We start from the raw sequence: 18878 nt of genomic DNA on the forward strand, positions 1-18878 counted from the left end.
TCCGGCGTGCTTGAGCTCGCCTTCCCACTTGGCGACCACGGCGGTGGCTACGGTGTTGCCGACCACGTTGCTGGCCGCAGCCCTCGGCGGTGGCGCGCTGGGCAATCGGCTCGGCCGCACGCTGCGCCGTACCCTGGACGGCCAGGGAGCGGGCGCTGAGGTGCCGCCGCTCGGCGCCCCGGTCGTACCGTCCGCGCCGGACGGTACCGACACAGCGACCGACGCGGGGCCGGGCGACGCCGCGGCAGAGCCCCCGTCCGACCAGCCACCGCAAAAGGAAGAGACCTACCGCGTCGTGCTCAACCCGGCGGCGGTTTCGCTGCGCGGCGACGGCGCCGACAGCGCGGTGCTGATACCGCAGGTGCTCAGTTCGGAAGGCCGCGACGCCACCGCCGAGTCGGTGTTTCAGTTCGAGAAGCTGAGCGACATCGGCGATACGGCCGCCGTGCTGGCGCCCGGCGCCGCCTCGGCCACGCTGTTTGCGCGGCTGCTGCTGTCCGGCGATGCGCAGCAGTTCGCGGTGCGCTGCAAGGCCACCGTGCCGACGTCGACCGGGCAGGTCACGGTCGAGTCCGATTCGGTCACCGTGACGGTCCGCCCTGCCAACCCGCAGTTCGCCCTGCTGCTTGCGTCGGACGGTGGCGTCGGCAGCGGCGAGGGCGCGCTCGACGTGCAGACGACGCTCACCGTGTTCGGCGAACCTCGCAGCGATTATGAAGTCACCTTCTCCTGCGCGCCGAACCTGTTGTCGGGGATCTTTAAACCGGGGCCGGGCCGCTCCACCGCGCTGCCGGTCCCCAAGCTGGTGGTCGCGGACAAGAGCTACACGGTTAGCGCCAAGGGTACCTACAAAATCGGCGCGACCGAGGTGCCGCTGCAGGACGCGAAGAGCGTCATCTTCAAGTCGCTCGCGCCTGAACTTTGCGTGACGCCGTCCAAGGCCGAGGTGACCGGCGATGCGCAAGACTCGGCGACGCTCGCGATCAGCGGCACGTTCCGCGCCAACGGCCAGGCGTTCACCCCGCTGATGATCAGCGTGGATCCGCCGCGGCTGGGCAGCTGCCCCTCTCCGGTGGCGGGGGAAACTGCGACGAGCTTCGTCGCGCCGCTGCTGGACGGCGCTAAGGACGAGGACGTCACCATCACGGTACGGGCGAAGTACGCCGGCGACGATGGTGAAGTCACGCTGACCGGGCAGACGCTGATCACCGTGCTCGCGCTCGCTCCGCAGCTGAGCATCGAGACCGTGCCGGACGACGCTTACGCCTTGGCCAATGGTGGCAATCAGATCATCTTGAAGGCGGTGCTGCGCATCCGGGGCCAAGCGCAGCCGGCCACCGAGACGACTTGGCAGATCGCACCGACCGTCGTCGACGGGCGGAGCCGTGTCTACGGTACCCTGCAGGGCAGCGGCGCCACCGTGCCCTATCGGGTTCCGCTGCTGGTTGCCACGGCGTCGCTGTCGCAGAAGATCATGGCGAACTATCGCGGCAGGGGCCTGGACCTGCACGCCGAGACGGTGCTGGAACTCGAGGGGATGCAGCCGAAGATCGAGGTCCGGCTAGCCCCCGAGGATGTCGACGAGGTGCGCGCCGACGGCAAGAGCCATGACGTCGTCGCGGAAGCCTACTGGGAGGGTTACGAAGACGGCGCTGACCGGACGCAGTTCCTCCCCAAGGATCTGAAGTACAGCCTGGTCGACGGTGAGGGCAGCGTCACCAAAAAGACCGAATGGGTCGGCAGCTATCAGGCGCCCGACGGCGGCAGCGACCTGCACGACGACGTGACGGTGCTCGTGCGCGCCAGCGGGCGGGTGATCGGCGACGATGCGCCGGCGCCCGGCATCGAGATCCACGGCGACCTCCAGTTCAAGCTGCGCTATCCGAACCCCGGCTGCCGGGTCACGGTCAACCCTGCCAGCGTGGTGGCCGATGGAAAGAGCACGGCGGCGATCACCGTCGTGCCGCTGCTCTACGGCGTCGACGCCCGCAGCCTGGGCGCGACGATCGACGACTTCGCGGTGCCGCTCAGCATCCCCGACCTGGGCCGCGTCAGCGCGCTCGAGCGCACGGCGCTGACCGCGGTGCTGGCGATCTTCCGGCTGACCAACAGCTTCTCGCTGTCGGTGCCCGCCGATGTCATGGTCAGCCTGGACGGCAAGCTCTACCACTGCCAAGGCGCGAGTGTGCTGCAGGTGACCGGATCAGCTCTCGTGCCAGATCCGGTACTCGTGATCGACTGGCAACTCGATCCATCGCCTCGCACCGCCCGTCAATACGCAGCCAATGACATCCACATTTGGGGAGACGCGGTAGATCTGGTCGGCGTGGACTACCGGCTCGTCGTTGTTCCCCCGGGCTGGTCCATCGTGCAGGAGACACCCGAGGCCATGCCGTGGCAGGTGGACGGTGGACAGTGGTTGGGCGCGGCGAGCACCCCGCAAGTCCAGAGTTTCGGGCCCAATAGGGCGGGCGCAGTCCGAGCCGATTGGACGAATCAGGATGGCACGCTACGAATCACGTACCGAGTGGGGGCGATCGTGCAAAGCGCGACTGGGGAGAGGCGCACCCTTCCGGTCACGCCATTTTCGACCACAGTGGCCGTGGTTGGTGCCAAGCCGCAGCTGGCCCTATCGGCCGACCGAGATGGCAATGCCGACGGCTCGTGCATCGTCACCGTGAGCCCCACTCTAGGCCTATTTAATACCACCTTCCCCGGCGGCCTAGAGATTACGACCATCGACAACCAAACCACCCTGGATCCGTACTATGACTTACTGGGCTACTACAGGCTGGGCTACGACAAGGTCGTGCCGGGAAAGGCCCCCCACGCCTTCGATGCCCCGCCTTCCTTGACACAGCAGGCTCTCAAGCTCCGCTGCAAATTCCACCTGGCTGACGAGGCGATCAAGACGTTGGGCGAGGACGGCGGCGTCCCGGTCAAGTTCTCCGTTCGGCCGACAGGGCTGGGCTACATCCAGGAGTCCCTGGGCGCGTTCGCTTGGATGGCCAGCGATCATTACCGATCCTGTCGGGAGCACCTGCCATCGGTGGCGACCTCGGGGTGGGTCACGCCCGCGCTTTACCCGTCGCGAATTGAGGTCGAGCAGCCCGAACCCGATGCATTGCCCATTCCCGATGAGGTGCCCGAAAAAGCCTGGCAGGCGTGGATCCGTGCAACCGTCATGTCGGCCTCTAATCAGCCCGTCCCTGGCCGCGACATCCTGCGCGACCTCAAGAACCCTGATCCCGCCTTCTTCTCCAAATTCTGGTTCTTCGAGTTCAGCTACGAACCACCTGCCGATCCCAAGCTTCGTCAGTGGGACTCGCAGTGCACCCCCTACCGGATCTACGCCGCTGAATCTTCGGGCGTCGACGACCAAGGCCGTGTGCGTTTCCAGACCGGAAAGCGAAGCACCACCTACTGTGAGTATGACCATTGGAAGGCCTACCACGCCCCGGACACCGACTACCTCAAAGGTCAGGGCTGCACCGTAAAAGCCGTGTTTACAGCAGGTGACGTGTCTTGTGAGCCGCGCACGATCAAGATCGGGATTAGACCCGACGTCAGGACCGGGCCGCCGAGCGGGCCATGCGCCGACGAGCAGCTAAGGATGCAGCTCGCGTCGATAAGCGCGCGGGCGCTGAGTGACCAGTTGCAGAACCTGAGGCATCTGCAGGAGGTGCTCGACTGGCAATTCATCCACGCTGACGAGACGGCTTATTTGTCCGGGGTGACCGACGCGGTGCTTCTCTGGGAATCTGCAATGGCCAAGGAGCTGGGAGTCAAGGCCGCAGACAAGATTGGCCAAACGATGCTCCAGAAGATCGCTGCGAAGTCGATCGAGGCGGCCTTGAAAGCCCTCGGCAAGGAAGCGTTCAAAGACCTGGTCAGGCACCTGGAGGACCAGCACATTGAATGGACGGACTTGTTTTGGAAAGCCAATACGGACCGGACCAAGAAGAGCGTGCTCGAAGCCGCCAAGCAATTCCTGACGATGCGTCAGATGCAGAAGTATCTGAAAGCGGGCTTAAGGGCGGACGACTCGCTCAGTGCCATGATCTTACCCGACGGGAAGATCGTCGTGAGGGCCGGGACCGGAAACTATGCCCAAGCCTATGAGAAGATTCGCAAAGAGGTCGAGAACAATTACGGCGCCATCTTCGACACCTTGGGTAACCTTCACAGCCTCTACAATCTCGAGACCAGCGCACTGGACGCCCAGTCCAAGTTAGAGGACTTGCGTGCGGAGGCGAAGAAGGTCCAAGACCAGACGCTCTTGATGCAACTCAAGGTGGACAAAGCGATGGAAGAAATGGATTTGGCCCGCAGCGCCCTGAACTATTGTCGTCACCTCCATCCGGAGGCGGGCTAGTGCTAGTGCAACGCCGCGGCGCAGGCTCCTCCAGCGCCGCAGTTGGGAGTTCCGTCCGGCAGCCAGGCGCCGAGCTCACGACCCTTCACGATCGGCGGGTTCTCCATCCCGAACAGCCGGAACTGCACTTGAGATGGCACGCCGAGGAACGGCAGGGGACAATGCGCGCGCTTTCCAGGCGGAGATCAACAGCACGGCACCGCCTCGCCTGATCCACTTCGCCGGGATGAATCGTGATGTGCTGAACTGCCTGGGCCTCGCTTTGAGACGAAAACCATTCCAGCTCACCTTAAGGGTGAGGGTGTGGTAAGGCTCCCAGAGCAATACATCAGCCTGGTGTGGGAGGTGAAGCACTACGAGACGTGTAAAGGCGACGGCACCGTGCCGGAATGGGGCTTGCAATTGAGCCCGATGCAGCAGGACGTCTGCCTGCGCTGGTACAAGGCGACGCTGTCGGGCGACTACGTGCACCGCAGCCTCGGCTCGGACCCGGTGATTCAGGACGCGCTGGTGAAGATCATCCGCGGCGCCTTGTCGCCGGGGATAAGCTCGGCTGAGAAGGGCCTCCGGCTTTGGCTGGGGGCCGTGTTATTGGATGCCGACGAGGAAGTATCGCTCGGGGGGGCGACGTGAGGCGTTGCCGGGGACAGGCCGAAGGGCTCCCGTGCCCGGAAGCTATCGCCAGCGGGTTGGCAAGCGCCATATGGCATAGATCGCCTGCATTGGCGATCTACAGCCTCGACATGAACGACCGGGATGCCGCGCTCAACACTCTCTTGGCCGGACACAACGACCATCCGCTGCCGGTCGAATTCTCGAACGAGGTCCCGGTCCCCGCACCGCGGTGCAGCAGATACGTGGTGAACGACCGCATCGAATTCCAGTGCACCGCGCAGAGGCTGTTGAAACAGTCGTCATTGATTCTGGTGCAGGAATACACCTATACCGAGTTTGATTGGCGCATCGGGGTGCTCAACCAGCGGCCGATCTTTGCCTGCCAGTACTTCATGTCGAAAGGGCACTGGCAGGCGGCCAAGCGCGATGTAGACGGCCGCGCCCAGTTCGGCAACTGCCGCGCCGTGCCGCTCGATCGGGAACGGCCTGTACGGCGTCGACATGAACTGACCGGGCGTGGCCCGATGGTGATCGGGTTAGCCCGCTAGCATTCGACGATACCGAAACCGCCTGCCAGATAACTTTGACAAAAGGCCAGTGCAAGGCCTTGGGAGCCCCGCTGATGATAGCCAATTGCGTTGCTTGGTCATCCCGGATCATGTGGTTGCTGATCGTGCTGTTGCTGATGGGGTAATCGCGGCGCCCGCTAGACGGACGATCTTTGCCAAGGTTGGCCGAATCGACTTTCGATGTCGCCCCAATCTGCCTCGGTGTTCCCCCGTTGAAGCGCTTCGACGAGGTGCTTCCGTACGTCGGCAGGCTTTTCCGGGCTGGGTAGGGCAACGGTTATCCAATACTTAGCTGACCGCCATCTAGCGCCAGGATGGCATCGAGCTCGCCGAGCGCAAACGCCTCCCGCACCGTGGTGCGTGCCGTGCAGTCCCAGGTCGAGACCGGTACCCGCGCGCTCGGCTGCCAATAATGGCGCTCGCGCCAGCGGAACAGCGGTGGCAACTTCGGATAGTGACGGGTCAGCAGGACGAGGGTCTTGGACTTTTCCGCGGCTGTTTGGGCGTGGATCGGGGCATTGTCGGTGTAGCCGCCGTCGATGGCCGGGATGCCATCCACCCGGCGCGCCGGCATGAATGGCGGTGCAGCTGCGGCGGCGGCCAACAGGGTTTGCGCGTCTTCCAGCGTCGAGCAGTGCTGCAGCGTGCGGAAATCCTGGCGCAGCCCCAGAAAGCGCGGCAGGCGCGGGTGGATGCTGTGCCACAACTGTTTGTCCACGATATAGGCCAGGGTGCCGGCCGCGATCGAGCCCGCCAGGCCGAGTGCTCTCGCTGGGCGGGTAATGGCGATCTGAAGCTGCGAGGTCGATTGGCGCAGCGACTCGAAGTTGGCCGCATTGAGGAAGGCTGCAATCCAGGCCGGGTAGATGTGCTGGTGGGCGAACTTCAGCTTGAGCTGTGCCAACCCCTTCCAGTCGAACAGGCGCGTATTGCTGGCGTAGAGGCGCAGGCAAGCTTCCAGCGCCGCGCGCGGCCCATCGGTCAGGCACGAGGTGGCGACCCCTGCGCCAGCACTGGTGGCGACCAGTTGCGACGGCAGCCGCCAACCCAACTCAAACAAGTGGGCGACGGCACCGGCCTGCCACCAACAACGATTGCCGCCGCCGGCGAAGGCCAGCGTTTCAATCTCGGACAGGTTCAGGCGATGGATTTGTGCAACTTGGTTCATGGTGAAGAATGGCTTGGATAATGGGTCGGCTGAATGTATTAGGCGAATTGGGTACTCGTTGTTGCAGGTTGATTGGGTGCTGGATAGGGCTTGGCGAAGGTGAAGGCTTCGGGTGACGGGCCTTTTTCTTGCAGTTTTTCAAGCGCTTCTTTAGCCGACTCGACAGTCGGGATATGACCTGTCGGTACCCACCATAAGGCCAGTGATGGGGTGTCCAGTTTCTCGAACCAGTTTTTCTTGTCCTTCACCACCTTTACATGGTCGCCGGCGTAAACATACTGCTTGAGGGATTCGAACGAATCCCATACGGACATGTTGACGATGATGAGTTCATCGTCGAACATCTTTATCGCCGTCGCGTCACCTTCTTCTGTTTGCAAACGCCATACGAAGCCGGGGCTTTGGTCGGCCAGAGCATTGATATGCTCCAGTTGATCAACAAAACCTTTCATTATTGGGTGGTCAAGAGGTGCCTTGGCTCTGGCGATGTTGACTTGTGCCAAGTGAAATCTATTCGTCATTTGTACTTCCTTGATTAAGTTTTACTACCGTTTCAGAGGGCTAAGTGTCAAGCAGACTCAGAGCGACACATAGCTTGCGTAAACAAAGACGATGGCCGCGACGAGGGAAAACAACGCCCCGGTGATATTGCCAAGATAAACCAGCTTGGCGCCGATCGGATCGCGCGACGACAGCCCGCGATGACCCAGAACGGCTCCCAGCGGCAATGCGAAACAAAAAGCGTAGCCCGAAACAACCAGCGAAATGGCCAAGGCCCATTTCACGCTAGGCTCCACGGCGAAATGCGGGATGATGGCCGAGAGCGCGATCATCAAGATGGAACCGATCGGCAGGCTGGCGTGCGCCACACGCCACGAATGGATAATGTGATCAGGGTGTTGCTGCTTGATCGAGCGGGCGTAAGGCGCGCCGCAAAGCAGGCCAAACAGCAGGACGATTGAAGCGTGGAATGCGAGGTGTTTGGCGACTGGTTCCATGACTGCCTAATGGTTAATGCACGATGGCTATGGATACAATTTTTCATGCTTCTCAAGCATGATAATGAATTGAGTGATTCGTTTTTGGCGGGTATCCGCTTTCTTGGCAGTTTGTATTCTGAACAGAATGGCGTACCTGTTTTGGCTATTCAACGTCGCAAAGAAGGCCTTGGCCTTGGGGCTTTGTTCTAGTGCTGCCTGAAAATCGCTGGGTGGTACTACCGTACTGTGTGAGTCATAGGCGGCATCCCAGCGCCCATTCTCCTTAGCTTGCTTGATCGCTGCGAGGCCGGGTGGTTGCATTCGCCCTTGCTCGATGAGTGCTAGGGCTTTCGTCCTATTGATCTTGGACCAGATACTTTGTGGTCCACGCGGTGTAAATTTCTGTAACCAGGATTCTTCATCGAAGCTTTTCTTCTGGCCGTCAATCCACCCGTGGCATAGTGCGACTTCAATAGCTTCCTGATAGGAAATGGATTCAAGGTTGGCTGATTTCTTGGCCAACCTTAACCATAGGCCAACCGATGAGCCGGAGTGCTCGACTAGCCAAGTGTCCCATGCCTTTTGACTCTGGAACAGAATCACTGGTAAATCCTTATCGGATTTTTCTGCTGCTTTCACTTGGCCTACTCTCCTTTCAGTCATAGCACTCAATCAACCATGCCAATAAGCTGCCTACCTAGCAAAGTAGGATGGGTGAAGCGAAACGCGACCCATCGGGGAAAGGTTGGCCGAACAGGGGTGATGGGGTGAGGTACTATATGCCTCCCCCATCTTGCGTGCTAGCGTGGATGCCAGTCACGGCTCAGAATCCCAATAATCTAGGTTATTGCCTGATCTCTGAAGCGCAACGAAGCGCGTCCCGTCCCCCAGCGAGGCTGTTGCGAAATACTTGCCCGAGTCTGGATACTCAACAATCTCTGGCTGATCGCGAGTGCTTATTGAAAGATATTTCAAGGGCGCATCCGATGTATTAATGATTTGGTGCGGATAGTCCGGTCCCGGCGGAATGAAGGCAATATCGCCCGCCCGAAGCGGCAGCATCTCGTCGGCAACCCTGAGCGTTCCGACACCTTCCAGTATGACGAACATTTCTTCCTGCGCGTGGTGAAAATGGTAAGGACAGGAACGCTTGCCGGAAGCAACAGTATCGATACTCGCACCTAGCTTGCGCGCTGCTGTTCCGGACGCAAGGCGCGCACAAACGGTGTCATACAAGGGTTCACGTAACTCACGCTCCGCCGGCGCGTCGTTAAAGTTACGAATAAGGGTTTTTGCCAATTCCTCTGCATTTTTAGTCATCTTCTGATCTCATTTTAATATAATGGTCGCGGTGTGGCATCTAACGCCGGAGTTAAGCAAGGCAGGGTGGGTGAAGCGAAGCGAACCCATTGAGGAATGGTTGGCCGAGCAGGATTGATGGGTTGCGGAACTTGTGCCTCCATCCATCCTACTTGTATTACACGTCCACTTTGAATCCTAATTCAACATCACAGCCTGCCTGGCCTCCACGAATACCCCAGTTTTCCTTTGAAATTTCGCGCAAGAGAATTTTCACATGGTCTTTTGGAATGCCGAATGGCTCTAAATTGGCGACAATGGCCTTGTATAAATTACGTTTTACATTGAGAGAGCGTCCCGCAAACGCGTCAATGCTAATGTGCGTATAAAACTCGGGGTTTTCTCGTGCTGGTGGGCAAGCAAAACGATGAGGCTCATGCACAATGAGGCGGACGTTTTTGTCTCCGGGCAGTATCTTGAAGGCATCCCTTAACGCCATGTGAACGGCTTCCATAAGCGCGACCTCTTGCTCTGGTGGATATTGCCTTCTTACTTCGATCAGAACGCTTGGCATGAATTTTCCTTTCGTCCTCTAACGTTTGATGTGAGGGGCCGTCGTAGCGCGAAGCACGTAGGGAACCAACAAGCGCAGCTTGTTGACAGTTCGTTCGACGGAGTGGTTAGGGCAAGAGCTTGTGGAAGTTAAGGTAAGGCGCAATTCCCTGTTCAAGCTTCTCTATTGATTTTTCGAGGAACGCCAATGCTTCAGTGGTTTTGCGATGCATATCCAATAGGGCTTCGGGAGTGCTCGCAATATCTTTTCCATGATTGTGTAACCCTATAATAGAAAATGATAGGGAATGAATTTCGCCGAGAAGTTGGAAGATGCCGGCATTCTGATTAAACAGGAACTGTGATTCTCGATAGGACTTTATGAAGCCCTGTTGTGCCGCTGAAAAGGCGTCAGACAGTATTGATTCAGTGCCGCCGATAAGCGCTTGATGGAACGCAAGAGTACTTTCGTATACGGCAAATCGTCTTTCATACAAATCAAGCCTGAGCTTTTCCTTGTTTGTTTTCCATTGTTGCCATGCAATCCAGGCCACCAATGCTGAAATCAGCATCGGGGTGCATGCGGTCACGTAGTCAAAGGTTGATTTTGCTTCGAAAATGCCGATCATATTGATCTCCTTTGGCCTAACGCTTGAAATAACGGATGCGCCACCTCGTGTGACGAGTCCCTGTTGATTGAACTGTTAGGGAGAATTTACTCTGCACGCCTTGTTTTTAATATTCGGCGTATTTCTCGAAGCGCGTTTTGCTCTTGAATTTCAAATTCATTCGGTTCTAAGAACCCCTTGATTGCTGCCGCACTTACAACCAGTGAGCCAATTCCCAGTGTCAAAGTAACCAAATTCATATTGCCTTGTATGTAGAACCAAATTGCAGCCATCATGAACATGACTATGCCGCCAGTCAGGATAGGTTTAACCATCTTCAGTTTTCTAGCTCGTTCTAACCTAAGATTTTCTTCACGAAATGGTCGTTCTTCAAATAGTTCTTCATTCGTGCATTGCGCAAGAGGCTTGCCTATGTTTTGAGAGTCATCGTTAATAACTAAATCGCCATTAACGTTCATGTCTCCACCGTTATTAAAATCTCTCATACATGCTCCCTTTAAAATCGGTGATTGATATGCGTCACTTGGCTTGCCTAATTAGAATTAAATGCCCTAAATAACGCAATATATTACGTCGTAGATCAAGCAAGGTCTTGCCCAGCTAGCTTCGCATATTTATCTATGCAATAAGAATAACGCAAAATTGGCGCTTGACGCCATCATAAAAAACCGCGCCCCTGTGCAGGTGGCGCGGTTCGTTGTCGGGCTTTCGGCCAACCTTTATGAACAAGGTTGGCCGAAGCGTCGGGCAGGGCAGCGGTCAGTCCTCGATCAGATCACCCACAGGTCGGTAAACGCATTCACCGGCACGGTGAACAGCTGCTGCTGGTCGTCGCACCGCGCGAAGATCGCTGCCTGCAGCCTGGCCGGAAAGCGGCGCGGATCGAGCGCCTGTTCAGCCCTGCGCCGCGGCGGCTACCTGGGTGCGTAGCCAGACATGGCCGGGGTCGCTGTCCGCGCGAGCGTGCCAGATCTGGGTGAAGGCGAATGGGGCGAGCGGGAACGGCACGGGCAGGATCGTCAGATCTCCGGACGAGGCTGAGGCCGTCAGGCAGCGCCGCGCGGCGGTCAGTACCAGGTCGGTGCCGGCGATCAGCGCCGGGGCGACGCTCCAGTGTGGCAGGGTCACGGCGATGCGACGCCGTGCCCCGCAGGCGGCCAGCGCCCGGTCGATCTCGTCGACGCTGTCGGGGCGCACTGCTACAAGCGCGTGCGGCCGGGCGAGATAAGCGGCCAGGTCGAACGGCTGGCCGGCAGGCAGGCTGGCCGCATCGAGCGCGCAGGCGAACTGTTCCTCGAACAGCGTTGCTACCCGCCCCCTCCGGCAACTGCGGAAACACCCCGAGCGCCAGGTCCAGCTCGCCATCGGCCACCTGTGCAGCCATCGCCTCGCGGCTGTGCTGGCTGACGCGCAGTGCAATGCCGGGCGCCTCGCGCCGCAGAGTCTGGACCAACTTTGGCAGCACCGCGGCGGCGCCGTAGTCGGACATGCCGAGCTGGAAGGTGCGCTCGGCGGTGGCCGGGTCGAACGCGGTGGGGCCGAGCACCACGTGCACCTGGCGCAGCGCTTCGGCCAACGGCCGGCTCAGCGCCAGTGCCCGCGCGGTCGGCACCATGCCCTGCGCGCCGCGCACCAACAGCGGATCGTCGAACAGGTGGCGCAGCCGGCCCAGCGCATGGCTGACCGCCGGCTGGCTCATGTGCAGCCGTTCGGCGGCGCGCGAGATATGCCGTTCGGCCAACAGCGCTTCCAGGATCACCAGCAGGTTGAGGTCGATTCGGCGCAGATTATTCATATGGCGAATAGTAGTTAGCCGAAAGTTGAATTGGCAATGCGCTTGGCGCTATAGCAAGCTGGAGACGTTGATTAATAGCCGCTAAAAAAATCCAGCGTAGCGATCCCAGCTAGGCGCTCTGCCGCAGACAGTACCGTTAGTACGGTAAGGCAGAGCAACAACGCTGGGAGGAGTTTGTTAGCGGCGATAAAAGGAGTCTTGCCATGTCGCCGCTAGCCAGCTTGTTGGGCTTGTTAATCGCCTTCGCCGCCGGGGCGGTGGTGCCGGTCCAGGCCGGCGCCAATGCTGCGCTCGGCCGGGCCCTGGGCCATCCGTTATGGGCCACGCTGATCTCGCTCGGCGTCAGCGTGCTGGCCATCCTGCCGGTGATGCTGGCGCAGCGCGTGCCGGCGCCACAACTGGCACTGGCCGCCAAGGGGCCGCTGTGGTGGTGGATCGGCGGGGTGCTCGGCGTGCTCTACATCAGCAGCGCGCTGATCCTGGCGCCGAAGCTCGGGGTCAGCAACTTCATCGCCGCGGTGGTGGCCGGACAGATGGTGGCGTCGCTGCTGCTCGACCACTACGCGCTGGTCGGCTTCGCGAGCCGGCCGATCACCACCGCCCGGCTGATCGGTGCGCTCTTGATCGTCGCCGGGGTGGTGGTGATGCAGAATGCGCCGGCTGCTGGCACGGAGTTGGGGAGAGCGGTGGTGCGGGGGCGGTGAGTTTGTCTTGGTGACAATTACTTTGTGCGGGCCTAGCAGGTGACACCGCATCGACCCCGCAGTCTCATCACCCTTTAGCTGGGCATGCTCTAGATTTCCACCTGGAAGCCCAACTCGACATCGCAGCCCGCCTGTCCGCCGCGTATGCCCCAATTTTCCTGTGTGATTTCACGCAAAAGTATCTTTACGTGATCCCTGGGAATACCGAACGGCTCCAGATTGTCGACAATGGCTTTGTATAAGTTCCTTTTGGCCTCCAGCGAACGACCGGAAAAAGCATCGATGCTGATATGCGTGTAGAGCTCGGGCTTTTCCCTAGCCGGAGGGCAGGCGAAGCGATGCGGCTCATGGACGAGCAGCCGAACGTTCTTGTCGCCGGGCAATATCTTGAACGCTTCCCTCAGCGCCATGTGAACGGCTTCCATTAGTGCGACTTCTTGCTCGGCGGAATATTGTCTTCTTACTTCGATCAGGACGCTTGGCATGATCCTCTCCTGTCTTCAATCGTGAATAAAATATAAATGCACGGTGCTACAAGGTAGGATGGGTGAAGCGAAGCGTAACCCATCGAGGAAGGTTGGCCGAGCAGGGTTGATGGGTTTCGGCACTGTGTGCCTCCACCCCTCCTACTTGCTCACGCATTTCTAATAGTGAGAACAGTAGCCTTGGCAACATCAATAAGCCTGTGGAGCGTTGGAATCACAGGATGAAAGTTGATGGCGCCAGCGACAGAGAAAACTATATCTACAGAGACATTAAGCTCTTGTTCCAGTATTCCGGAGTCAGGAATCTTCGCTGCTCGACGTTGAGCCCGGTTCATCGGGGGGGGGGGGGGGGCTCCAGACCACGTCTCTGTGGTTTTGGCCGAAACCACAATTAGTTATTCCTCTAGGAAAATCTGGAACCTCTTTGATAAGGGTTTCAATGGAAAGTCTTGTGTAGTTTCCGGTTGGGATCAAGAGCTTGTGCTTATCGATGATGTCCAACTCGTGGATGAGATAGAGAAATTCATTGCCCCCAGGCTCGCCATGTGGCTTCAAATCGAGAAGAGCTTGAAAAAAAGAAGGGGAAACTCGGTCAGCTAATCGCTTCTTTATGATTTTTTCAAGCCCTGCTTCGGTTTCACTGAACGGAAATTGCAGCGTTCGCCTCTCCCATTCGGTAGTTGTGAAAGGTGAGACGATCTCCCAGTAAACGTGATCAAGAGCAGATCGAATGTTATGAACAGCGTCACCGCAAATGACAGCAGCTTCGTTTATGACGGCTTCGTTCTTTTTTGCGAAGGTGGCGCGCTGCCCTGTCTTTGTATTTGTTTCGAGAGCATAGACGAACGGGCGCTTTTTCTGGAGCAGTGCGCTTAACTCGTTGACGTGTTCCAAGGCCCTTTGAATCTTGAGACTTGTGCTATCGGCCATAAGGATAAGTCCCCCAACTAGAATCAGACATCTTAAACGACGTAATTGATTGAATTACTGACTAGGCTTCGCGTTTCTTATATTCAATAAGAATAGCGCAAAAGCATAACGTGAGGCCATCATGAAAAAAAACCGCGCCCCAATCCAGATAGCGCGATTGTCATCACTCGTTCGGCCAATCTCTGCTGCAAGGTTGGCCGAACCATCAAACTGGCAGGTTGGTCAGTCCCCGATCGGACCACCCACAGATTGGTAAACGCAGGCACCGGGGGGGCGAGCAACTAAGGTGTGGGGAGTGCAGCGCAACCCGTCGAGGAAGGTTGGCCGAATAAGGGATGGGCTGAGGCACGATGGCTCCCTCCATCCAGCGAGCTTCGGCAGCTTTAGCGTTGCAGCCCAAGCCACCGATAGCCCGACAGCAGGCAGGTGATCACACCCGCTCAAACACCGCCGCGACCCCCTGGCCGCCGTCGATGCACATCGTCACCAGAAGGTTGGCCGGTCAGGATAGATGGGTTGTGGCACTATATCATTCGAATCGACATGCGGCTCGGGGTAATGCGGCCAGCGTCTGGCTGGAAAACTTGAGCAGGCCATCGAAGTTTCTCGTGTTGTCGGCAGGACAGAACTTATCGAGGGTCATGCCGTCGGGGCTGGAAAACTCCACGTTGAAGACGGCTTTGCCGGCCTGGATAAAGCTGACATAGCCACCACATTCGCTGTAATAATTGCACTGTTCGTTAAGCGCCCAATCAGCGACCGTTGCCATCCGTGCCGCGATACGGGGGCCGTTCTTCAATCCCATTGACATGCCCCGCGCGTGCGCCTCGGTGATCATTGCCGTATTGAAATTGATTTGATCTTGCTCGGTTAAAGGGAAACCGGTGTCTTGCGTGTATGAATCATCCAGATCCGGTTCAATGCCTTCACAGCCTTTCGCCTTTGCTCTGTCAAGGCGCGCGGCGAGGATGGGCTTCAATACGTCGATCTGGCGGATGTCTACCCATCTTTCGTTGGGATAGCCGTTCACGGTCTTGCCAAGCACGCTCGGCGGATAGCTGCCGGCATCGGAACGGTAGCTCTCCCATGCCCCTGTTTCTATGTAACAGACAACGGAGATACCTTTGGCCTGGAGTTGGGAGATCGTAGCCGCATCCGTGCGCTCCATATCGATGTCGTACATCTTCTTAGGATTATTGACCGTATCCAAAACGGTTTGGTTAATGGCGGCTCCGTCTATCTGCCATTGCCAGCTGGTACCCGGCGTCAAAGCCTTCCACGAGCTGGTCGAAGGCGGTGGGGCCATAGTCGTTACGCTCGGGGGTGGGTTCGAAGGGGGGCCGGTTATATCACTTTGGCCGCCCCCTCCACAACCCGCCATCATGAGCACGACGATACTGGCGCCGCACCAACGTCCACCAAATATTTTTCTCATAGAGTCCCCCTGCATTGCACACCCATGGTGATATTCCGCCTGCCGGCTCGAACACATCGCTTAGTCCCGTTAAGAGCCGCTAACAAAACCCTCCCAGCGGTGTTGCTCTGCCTTGCCGTATTACTTGTACTGTCTGCGGCAGAGCGCCTAGCTGGGATCGCTGCGCTGGGCTTTGTTTAGCGGCTCTAAGTAATCGGGTCTGATTAAAATTACACGCCCTAAGCAATGCAATTTGTTTTGTCACGGATCAGGCAAAGCCTTTTGAGTATGGCTATGTGCTCTTTATATGCAAAAAGAATATCGTAAAGACGTCACGTGACGCCATCATGAAAAACCGTGCACCCTGTGCAGGTGATGCGGTCGTCGGGCGTTCGGCCAATCTTCACGCAAGGTTGGCTGAACCGTTAGGCGGGCAGGGCAGTGAGCCCCTGTTCAGAGCCTTAGGGGGAATAGCGGGTCAGCTGGTCTTGAAATTGGCTTCGAGCCGCAAGACAAGGGATGAGCAGTGCACCCCATCGAAGAAGGTTGGCCGAAGAGGGCATGACAGAGACCCCCCATCCGGCCCGCTACCGGCAGCTTGAGCCTTGCCGCCCAAGCCACCGATAGCCAGACAGCAGCAGATCACACCCGCTCGAACACCGCCGCGATGCCCTGGCCGCCCCCGATGCACATGGTCACCAGCGCGTAGCGGCCGCCGATGCGCTGCAGCTCGTGCAGCGCCTTGACCGCGATGATGGCGCCGGTGGCGCCGACCGGGTGGCCGAGCGAGATGCCGGAGCCGTTCGGGTTGACCTTGGCCGGGTCGAAGCCGAGTTCCTTGGTCACGGCGCAGGCCTGGGCGGCGAACGCCTCGTTCGCTTCGATCACGTCGAGGTCGGCGACGGTCAGCCCCGCGCGTTCCAGTGCGATGCGGCTGGCCGGCACCGGACCGATGCCCATGTGGTCCGGTTCGACCCCGGCGTGTCCCCATGCCACCAGCCGTGCCAGCGGCTTGAGGCCGAGTGCCTGCACGCGTGCGCCGTCGGCCAGCACCACGGCGGCGGCGCCGTCGTTGAGGCCGGAGGCATTGCCGGCAGTGACCGTGCCGTCTTTCTGGAACGCCGGCTTCATCTTGGCCAGTTGCTCCAGCGTGGCGTCGGCGCGTACGTGCTCGTCGGTGTCGAACACCACCGTGCCCTTGCGGGTGGCGATCTCGACCGGGACGATCTGCTCCTTGAAGCGCCCTTCGGCGATCGCCCGCGCGGCACGGCGCTGGCTTTCCAGCGCGAGCTGGTCCTGCATCTCGCGGGTGATGCCGTAGCGTGCCGCCACGTTCTCGGCGGTGACGCCCATGTGGATCTGCTGCCACGGGTCGTGCAGGATGCCGAGCATATAGTCGACCATCTGCGCGTTGCCCATGCGCGTGCCCCAGCGCGCACCCGGCATCAGGTAGGGGCCGCGGCTCATCGATTCGGCACCGCCGCCGACGGCGATGTCGGCATCGCCGACGAGGATGCTCTGCGCCGCGAGCAGGATGGCCTGCAGGCCGGAGCCGCACAGACGGTTGACGTTGAACGCCGGCGTTTCCTTCGGGATGCCGGCGTCCATCGCCGCCACGCGCGACAGGTACGCGTCCCGAGTTTCGGTCGGGATCACATTGCCCATCACCACGTGGCCGACGGCGGCCGGGTCGACGCCGGAGCGTTCGAGCGCGGCGCGGATCACGGTGGTGCCGAGTTCAACCGGGGCGACGTCCTTGAGCGAGCCGCCGAAGGTGCCGATGGCGGTGCGGGCAGCGCCGACGACGAAGATGTCTTTTGGAGTCATGGCAGACCTTTAAACAAAGTGAAAACAGCCCGGAAGCGCAAGGCGGCTCCGGGCTGAAAAGGGCGGTGACCGTTCAGATCACCCACAGGTCGGTGAACGCATTCACCGGCGTGGCGAGCAGCGTCGCTTGGTCGTCGCACAGCGCGAAGATCGCCGCCTGCTGCTTGGTCGGGAAGCGGCGCGCCAGGTTGGTCTTGAACTTGGCTTCGAGCAGCGGGATGCCGTCCTTGCGGCGGCGCTGGTGGCCGATCGGGTATTCGCACACCATCTCGGGCAGCACGGTGCCGTCGAGCAGCTCCACGGTCAGCGCGTTGGCGATGCTGCGCTTTTCCGGGTTGTGGTAGTCGCGGGTGAAAGCGGTATCCTCGACGCAGACGATCTTGTCGCGCAGCGCGTCGATGCGCGGGTCGACGGCGATCTGGTCTTCGTAGTCGCTGGCGGTGAGTCGGCCGAACAGGAGCGGCACGGCGACCATGTACTGGATGCAGTGGTCACGGTCGGCCGGGTTGGCGAGCGGGCCCTTCTTGTCGATGATGCGGATGCACGCCTCGTGGGTACGGATGGTGATCTTCTTGATGTCGGCGGCGCTCTTGCCGGCTTGGGCGAGCTGCTGGTGCAGCGTCATCGCGCACTCGACCGCGGTCTGGCTGTGGAATTCGGCCGGGAACGAGATCTTGAACAGCACCTTTTCCATCACATAGCTGCCGTACGGGCGCTGGAACGCGAACGGCTTGCCTTTGAAGAGCACGTCGTAGAAGCCCCAGGTGGGCGCGGACAGTACGCCGGGGATGCCCATTTCACCCTTCATCGAAAACAACGCCAGGCGTACCGCGCGGCTGGTGGCGTCGCCGGCCGCCCAGCTCTTGCGCGAGCCGGTGTTCGGGGCGTGGCGGTAGGTGCGCAGGCTCTGGCCGTCCACGAAGGCCTGGCTGACCGCGTTGACGATTTCTTCCTTATTGGCGCCCATCAGCTTGGCGCACACCGCGGCGGACGCGACCTTGACCAGCACCACGTGGTCGAGGCCGACCTTGTTGAATGAGTTCTCGATGGCGATGCAGCCCTGGATTTCGTGTGCCTTGATCATCGCCTCGAGTACGTCGCGCATCGTCAGCGGCGCCTCGCCGCGGGCGACGCGTTCGCGCGAGACCCAGTCGGCGGTGGCGAGGATGCCGCCCAGGTTGTCGGATGGGTGGCCCCATTCGGCGGCGAGCCAGGTGTCGTTGAAGTCGAGCCAGCGGATCATCGCGCCGATGTTGAAGGCTGCTTGAATAGGGTCGAGCTGGAACTGGGTGCCCGGGACTTTGGCGCCGTTCGGCACCACGGTGCCCGGCACGATCGGGCCCATCAGCTTGGTGCAGGCCGGGTAGGACAGCGCTTCCAGGCCGCAGCCGAGCGTGTCCATCAGGCAGAGGCGAGCGGTGTTCCACGCTTCGGCCGAATCGATGCGGTAGTCGGCGACGTAGTTGGCGATGTCGACCAGAACCTGATCCGGGTCGGGGCGAACGTTGGAGATATGAGCGGACATCTGGGGGTTTC

General features: G+C 59.8%; 18 protein-coding genes and 1 pseudogene. 4 read left to right on the forward strand and 15 right to left on the reverse strand.

The annotated features are described in order from the left end of the window. Positions 1-52: 52 nt before the first annotated feature. The 3 genes from ACZ2IA_RS18085 (at position 53) to ACZ2IA_RS18095 (ending at position 5538) form a co-directional block, all read left to right on the forward strand. The gene (locus ACZ2IA_RS18085) at positions 53-4375 is read left to right on the forward strand and encodes a hypothetical protein (RefSeq protein WP_470293990.1); all 4323 of its coding nucleotides are present in this window, start codon (positions 53-55) and stop codon (positions 4373-4375) included. Between the two features lie 303 nt (positions 4376-4678). Continuing rightward, a complete protein-coding gene (locus ACZ2IA_RS18090; RefSeq protein ID WP_470293991.1) occupies positions 4679-5008 on the forward strand; it encodes a hypothetical protein in 330 nt (109 codons plus the stop codon). Positions 5009-5097: 89 nt separating this feature from the next. After that, positions 5098-5538 carry an ATP-grasp domain-containing protein gene (locus ACZ2IA_RS18095; protein ID WP_470293992.1) on the forward strand — a complete coding sequence of 147 codons (441 nt, stop codon included), beginning with the start codon at positions 5098-5100 and terminating at the stop codon, positions 5536-5538. 298 nt (positions 5539-5836) lie between these two features. On the opposite strand, the gene ACZ2IA_RS18100 is transcribed toward ACZ2IA_RS18095, so the two are convergent. The 10 genes and pseudogenes from ACZ2IA_RS18100 to ACZ2IA_RS18145 form a co-directional block, all read right to left on the reverse strand. Continuing rightward, the gene (locus tag ACZ2IA_RS18100) at positions 5837-6727 is read right to left on the reverse strand and encodes a patatin-like phospholipase family protein (RefSeq protein ID WP_470293993.1); all 891 of its coding nucleotides are present in this window, start codon (positions 6725-6727) and stop codon (positions 5837-5839) included. A gap of 38 nt (positions 6728-6765) precedes the next feature. Beyond that, entirely contained in the window at positions 6766-7248 is a 483-nt protein-coding gene (locus ACZ2IA_RS18105) for a DUF3291 domain-containing protein (protein WP_470293994.1), read from the reverse strand. 57 nt (positions 7249-7305) lie between these two features. Then, positions 7306-7725: a styrene oxide isomerase gene (locus ACZ2IA_RS18110; protein WP_470293995.1), complete on the reverse strand. Its 420-nt coding sequence runs from the start codon at positions 7723-7725 to the stop codon at positions 7306-7308. 27 nt (positions 7726-7752) lie between these two features. Further along, positions 7753-8346: a YdeI/OmpD-associated family protein gene (locus ACZ2IA_RS18115; RefSeq protein ID WP_470293996.1), complete on the reverse strand. Its 594-nt coding sequence runs from the start codon at positions 8344-8346 to the stop codon at positions 7753-7755. A gap of 177 nt (positions 8347-8523) precedes the next feature. Next, positions 8524-9027, reverse strand: a complete 504-nt coding sequence (locus tag ACZ2IA_RS18120) for a cupin domain-containing protein (protein ID WP_470293997.1) — start codon at positions 9025-9027, stop codon at positions 8524-8526. 157 nt (positions 9028-9184) lie between these two features. Then, positions 9185-9580, reverse strand: a complete 396-nt coding sequence (locus ACZ2IA_RS18125) for a tautomerase family protein (RefSeq protein WP_470293998.1) — start codon at positions 9578-9580, stop codon at positions 9185-9187. 106 nt (positions 9581-9686) lie between these two features. Next, complete coding sequence (locus ACZ2IA_RS18130) at positions 9687-10187, reverse strand: hypothetical protein (RefSeq protein WP_470293999.1); 501 nt, start codon at positions 10185-10187, stop codon at positions 9687-9689. A gap of 86 nt (positions 10188-10273) precedes the next feature. Further along, entirely contained in the window at positions 10274-10672 is a 399-nt protein-coding gene (locus ACZ2IA_RS18135) for a hypothetical protein (RefSeq protein WP_470294000.1), read from the reverse strand. A 409-nt stretch (positions 10673-11081) separates the two neighbouring features. Continuing rightward, positions 11082-11552 carry a LysR substrate-binding domain-containing protein gene (locus tag ACZ2IA_RS18140; RefSeq protein ID WP_470294001.1) on the reverse strand — a complete coding sequence of 157 codons (471 nt, stop codon included), beginning with the start codon at positions 11550-11552 and terminating at the stop codon, positions 11082-11084. Between the two features lie 10 nt (positions 11553-11562). Further along, positions 11563-11982 (reverse strand): annotated as a pseudogene (locus ACZ2IA_RS18145) (LysR family transcriptional regulator); the annotation flags it as partial. 203 nt (positions 11983-12185) lie between these two features. Here ACZ2IA_RS18145 and ACZ2IA_RS18150 point away from each other — a divergent pair. Further along, complete coding sequence (locus ACZ2IA_RS18150; protein WP_470294002.1) at positions 12186-12686, forward strand: DMT family transporter; 501 nt, start codon at positions 12186-12188, stop codon at positions 12684-12686. A gap of 89 nt (positions 12687-12775) precedes the next feature. On the opposite strand, the gene ACZ2IA_RS18155 is transcribed toward ACZ2IA_RS18150, so the two are convergent. From ACZ2IA_RS18155 to ACZ2IA_RS18175, 5 genes are all read right to left on the reverse strand, one after another. Then, complete coding sequence (locus ACZ2IA_RS18155) at positions 12776-13171, reverse strand: tautomerase family protein (RefSeq protein ID WP_470294003.1); 396 nt, start codon at positions 13169-13171, stop codon at positions 12776-12778. Positions 13172-13468: 297 nt separating this feature from the next. Continuing rightward, the gene (locus ACZ2IA_RS18160; RefSeq protein ID WP_470294004.1) at positions 13469-14101 is read right to left on the reverse strand and encodes a hypothetical protein; all 633 of its coding nucleotides are present in this window, start codon (positions 14099-14101) and stop codon (positions 13469-13471) included. A 529-nt stretch (positions 14102-14630) separates the two neighbouring features. Next, complete coding sequence (locus tag ACZ2IA_RS18165; protein ID WP_495849310.1) at positions 14631-15593, reverse strand: endo alpha-1,4 polygalactosaminidase; 963 nt, start codon at positions 15591-15593, stop codon at positions 14631-14633. Between the two features lie 564 nt (positions 15594-16157). Further along, positions 16158-17342, reverse strand: a complete 1185-nt coding sequence (locus ACZ2IA_RS18170) for an acetyl-CoA C-acyltransferase family protein (protein WP_470294006.1) — start codon at positions 17340-17342, stop codon at positions 16158-16160. A gap of 73 nt (positions 17343-17415) precedes the next feature. Beyond that, positions 17416-18867: a bifunctional 2-methylcitrate dehydratase/aconitate hydratase gene (locus tag ACZ2IA_RS18175; RefSeq protein ID WP_470294007.1), complete on the reverse strand. Its 1452-nt coding sequence runs from the start codon at positions 18865-18867 to the stop codon at positions 17416-17418. Between the last annotated feature and the right edge of the window lie 11 nt (positions 18868-18878).

The sequence above is a fragment of the Crenobacter sp. CS_VA4 genome, assembly GCF_055597485.1.

What these genes read in the sequence shown, in the direction of transcription:
- ACZ2IA_RS18125 (WP_470293998.1), bottom strand. Translation starts at nt 9,580, where the DNA reads ATGCCAAGCGTTCTGATCGAAGTAAGAAGGCAATATCCACCAGAGCAA.
- ACZ2IA_RS18160 (WP_470294004.1), bottom strand. Translation starts at nt 14,101, where the DNA reads ATGGCCGATAGCACAAGTCTCAAGATTCAAAGGGCCTTGGAACACGTC.
- ACZ2IA_RS18175 (WP_470294007.1), bottom strand. Translation starts at nt 18,867, where the DNA reads ATGTCCGCTCATATCTCCAACGTTCGCCCCGACCCGGATCAGGTTCTG.
- ACZ2IA_RS18170 (WP_470294006.1), bottom strand. Translation starts at nt 17,342, where the DNA reads ATGACTCCAAAAGACATCTTCGTCGTCGGCGCTGCCCGCACCGCCATC.
- ACZ2IA_RS18120 (WP_470293997.1), bottom strand. Translation starts at nt 9,027, where the DNA reads ATGACTAAAAATGCAGAGGAATTGGCAAAAACCCTTATTCGTAACTTT.
- ACZ2IA_RS18150 (WP_470294002.1), top strand. Translation starts at nt 12,186, where the DNA reads ATGTCGCCGCTAGCCAGCTTGTTGGGCTTGTTAATCGCCTTCGCCGCC.
- ACZ2IA_RS18105 (WP_470293994.1), bottom strand. Translation starts at nt 7,248, where the DNA reads ATGACGAATAGATTTCACTTGGCACAAGTCAACATCGCCAGAGCCAAG.
- ACZ2IA_RS18155 (WP_470294003.1), bottom strand. Translation starts at nt 13,171, where the DNA reads ATGCCAAGCGTCCTGATCGAAGTAAGAAGACAATATTCCGCCGAGCAA.
- ACZ2IA_RS18110 (WP_470293995.1), bottom strand. Translation starts at nt 7,725, where the DNA reads ATGGAACCAGTCGCCAAACACCTCGCATTCCACGCTTCAATCGTCCTG.
- ACZ2IA_RS18100 (WP_470293993.1), bottom strand. Translation starts at nt 6,727, where the DNA reads ATGAACCAAGTTGCACAAATCCATCGCCTGAACCTGTCCGAGATTGAA.
- ACZ2IA_RS18135 (WP_470294000.1), bottom strand. Translation starts at nt 10,672, where the DNA reads ATGAGAGATTTTAATAACGGTGGAGACATGAACGTTAATGGCGATTTA.
- ACZ2IA_RS18140 (WP_470294001.1), bottom strand. Translation starts at nt 11,552, where the DNA reads ATGGCGAGCTGGACCTGGCGCTCGGGGTGTTTCCGCAGTTGCCGGAGG.
- ACZ2IA_RS18130 (WP_470293999.1), bottom strand. Translation starts at nt 10,187, where the DNA reads ATGATCGGCATTTTCGAAGCAAAATCAACCTTTGACTACGTGACCGCA.
- ACZ2IA_RS18165 (WP_495849310.1), bottom strand. Translation starts at nt 15,593, where the DNA reads ATGTGTTCGAGCCGGCAGGCGGAATATCACCATGGGTGTGCAATGCAG.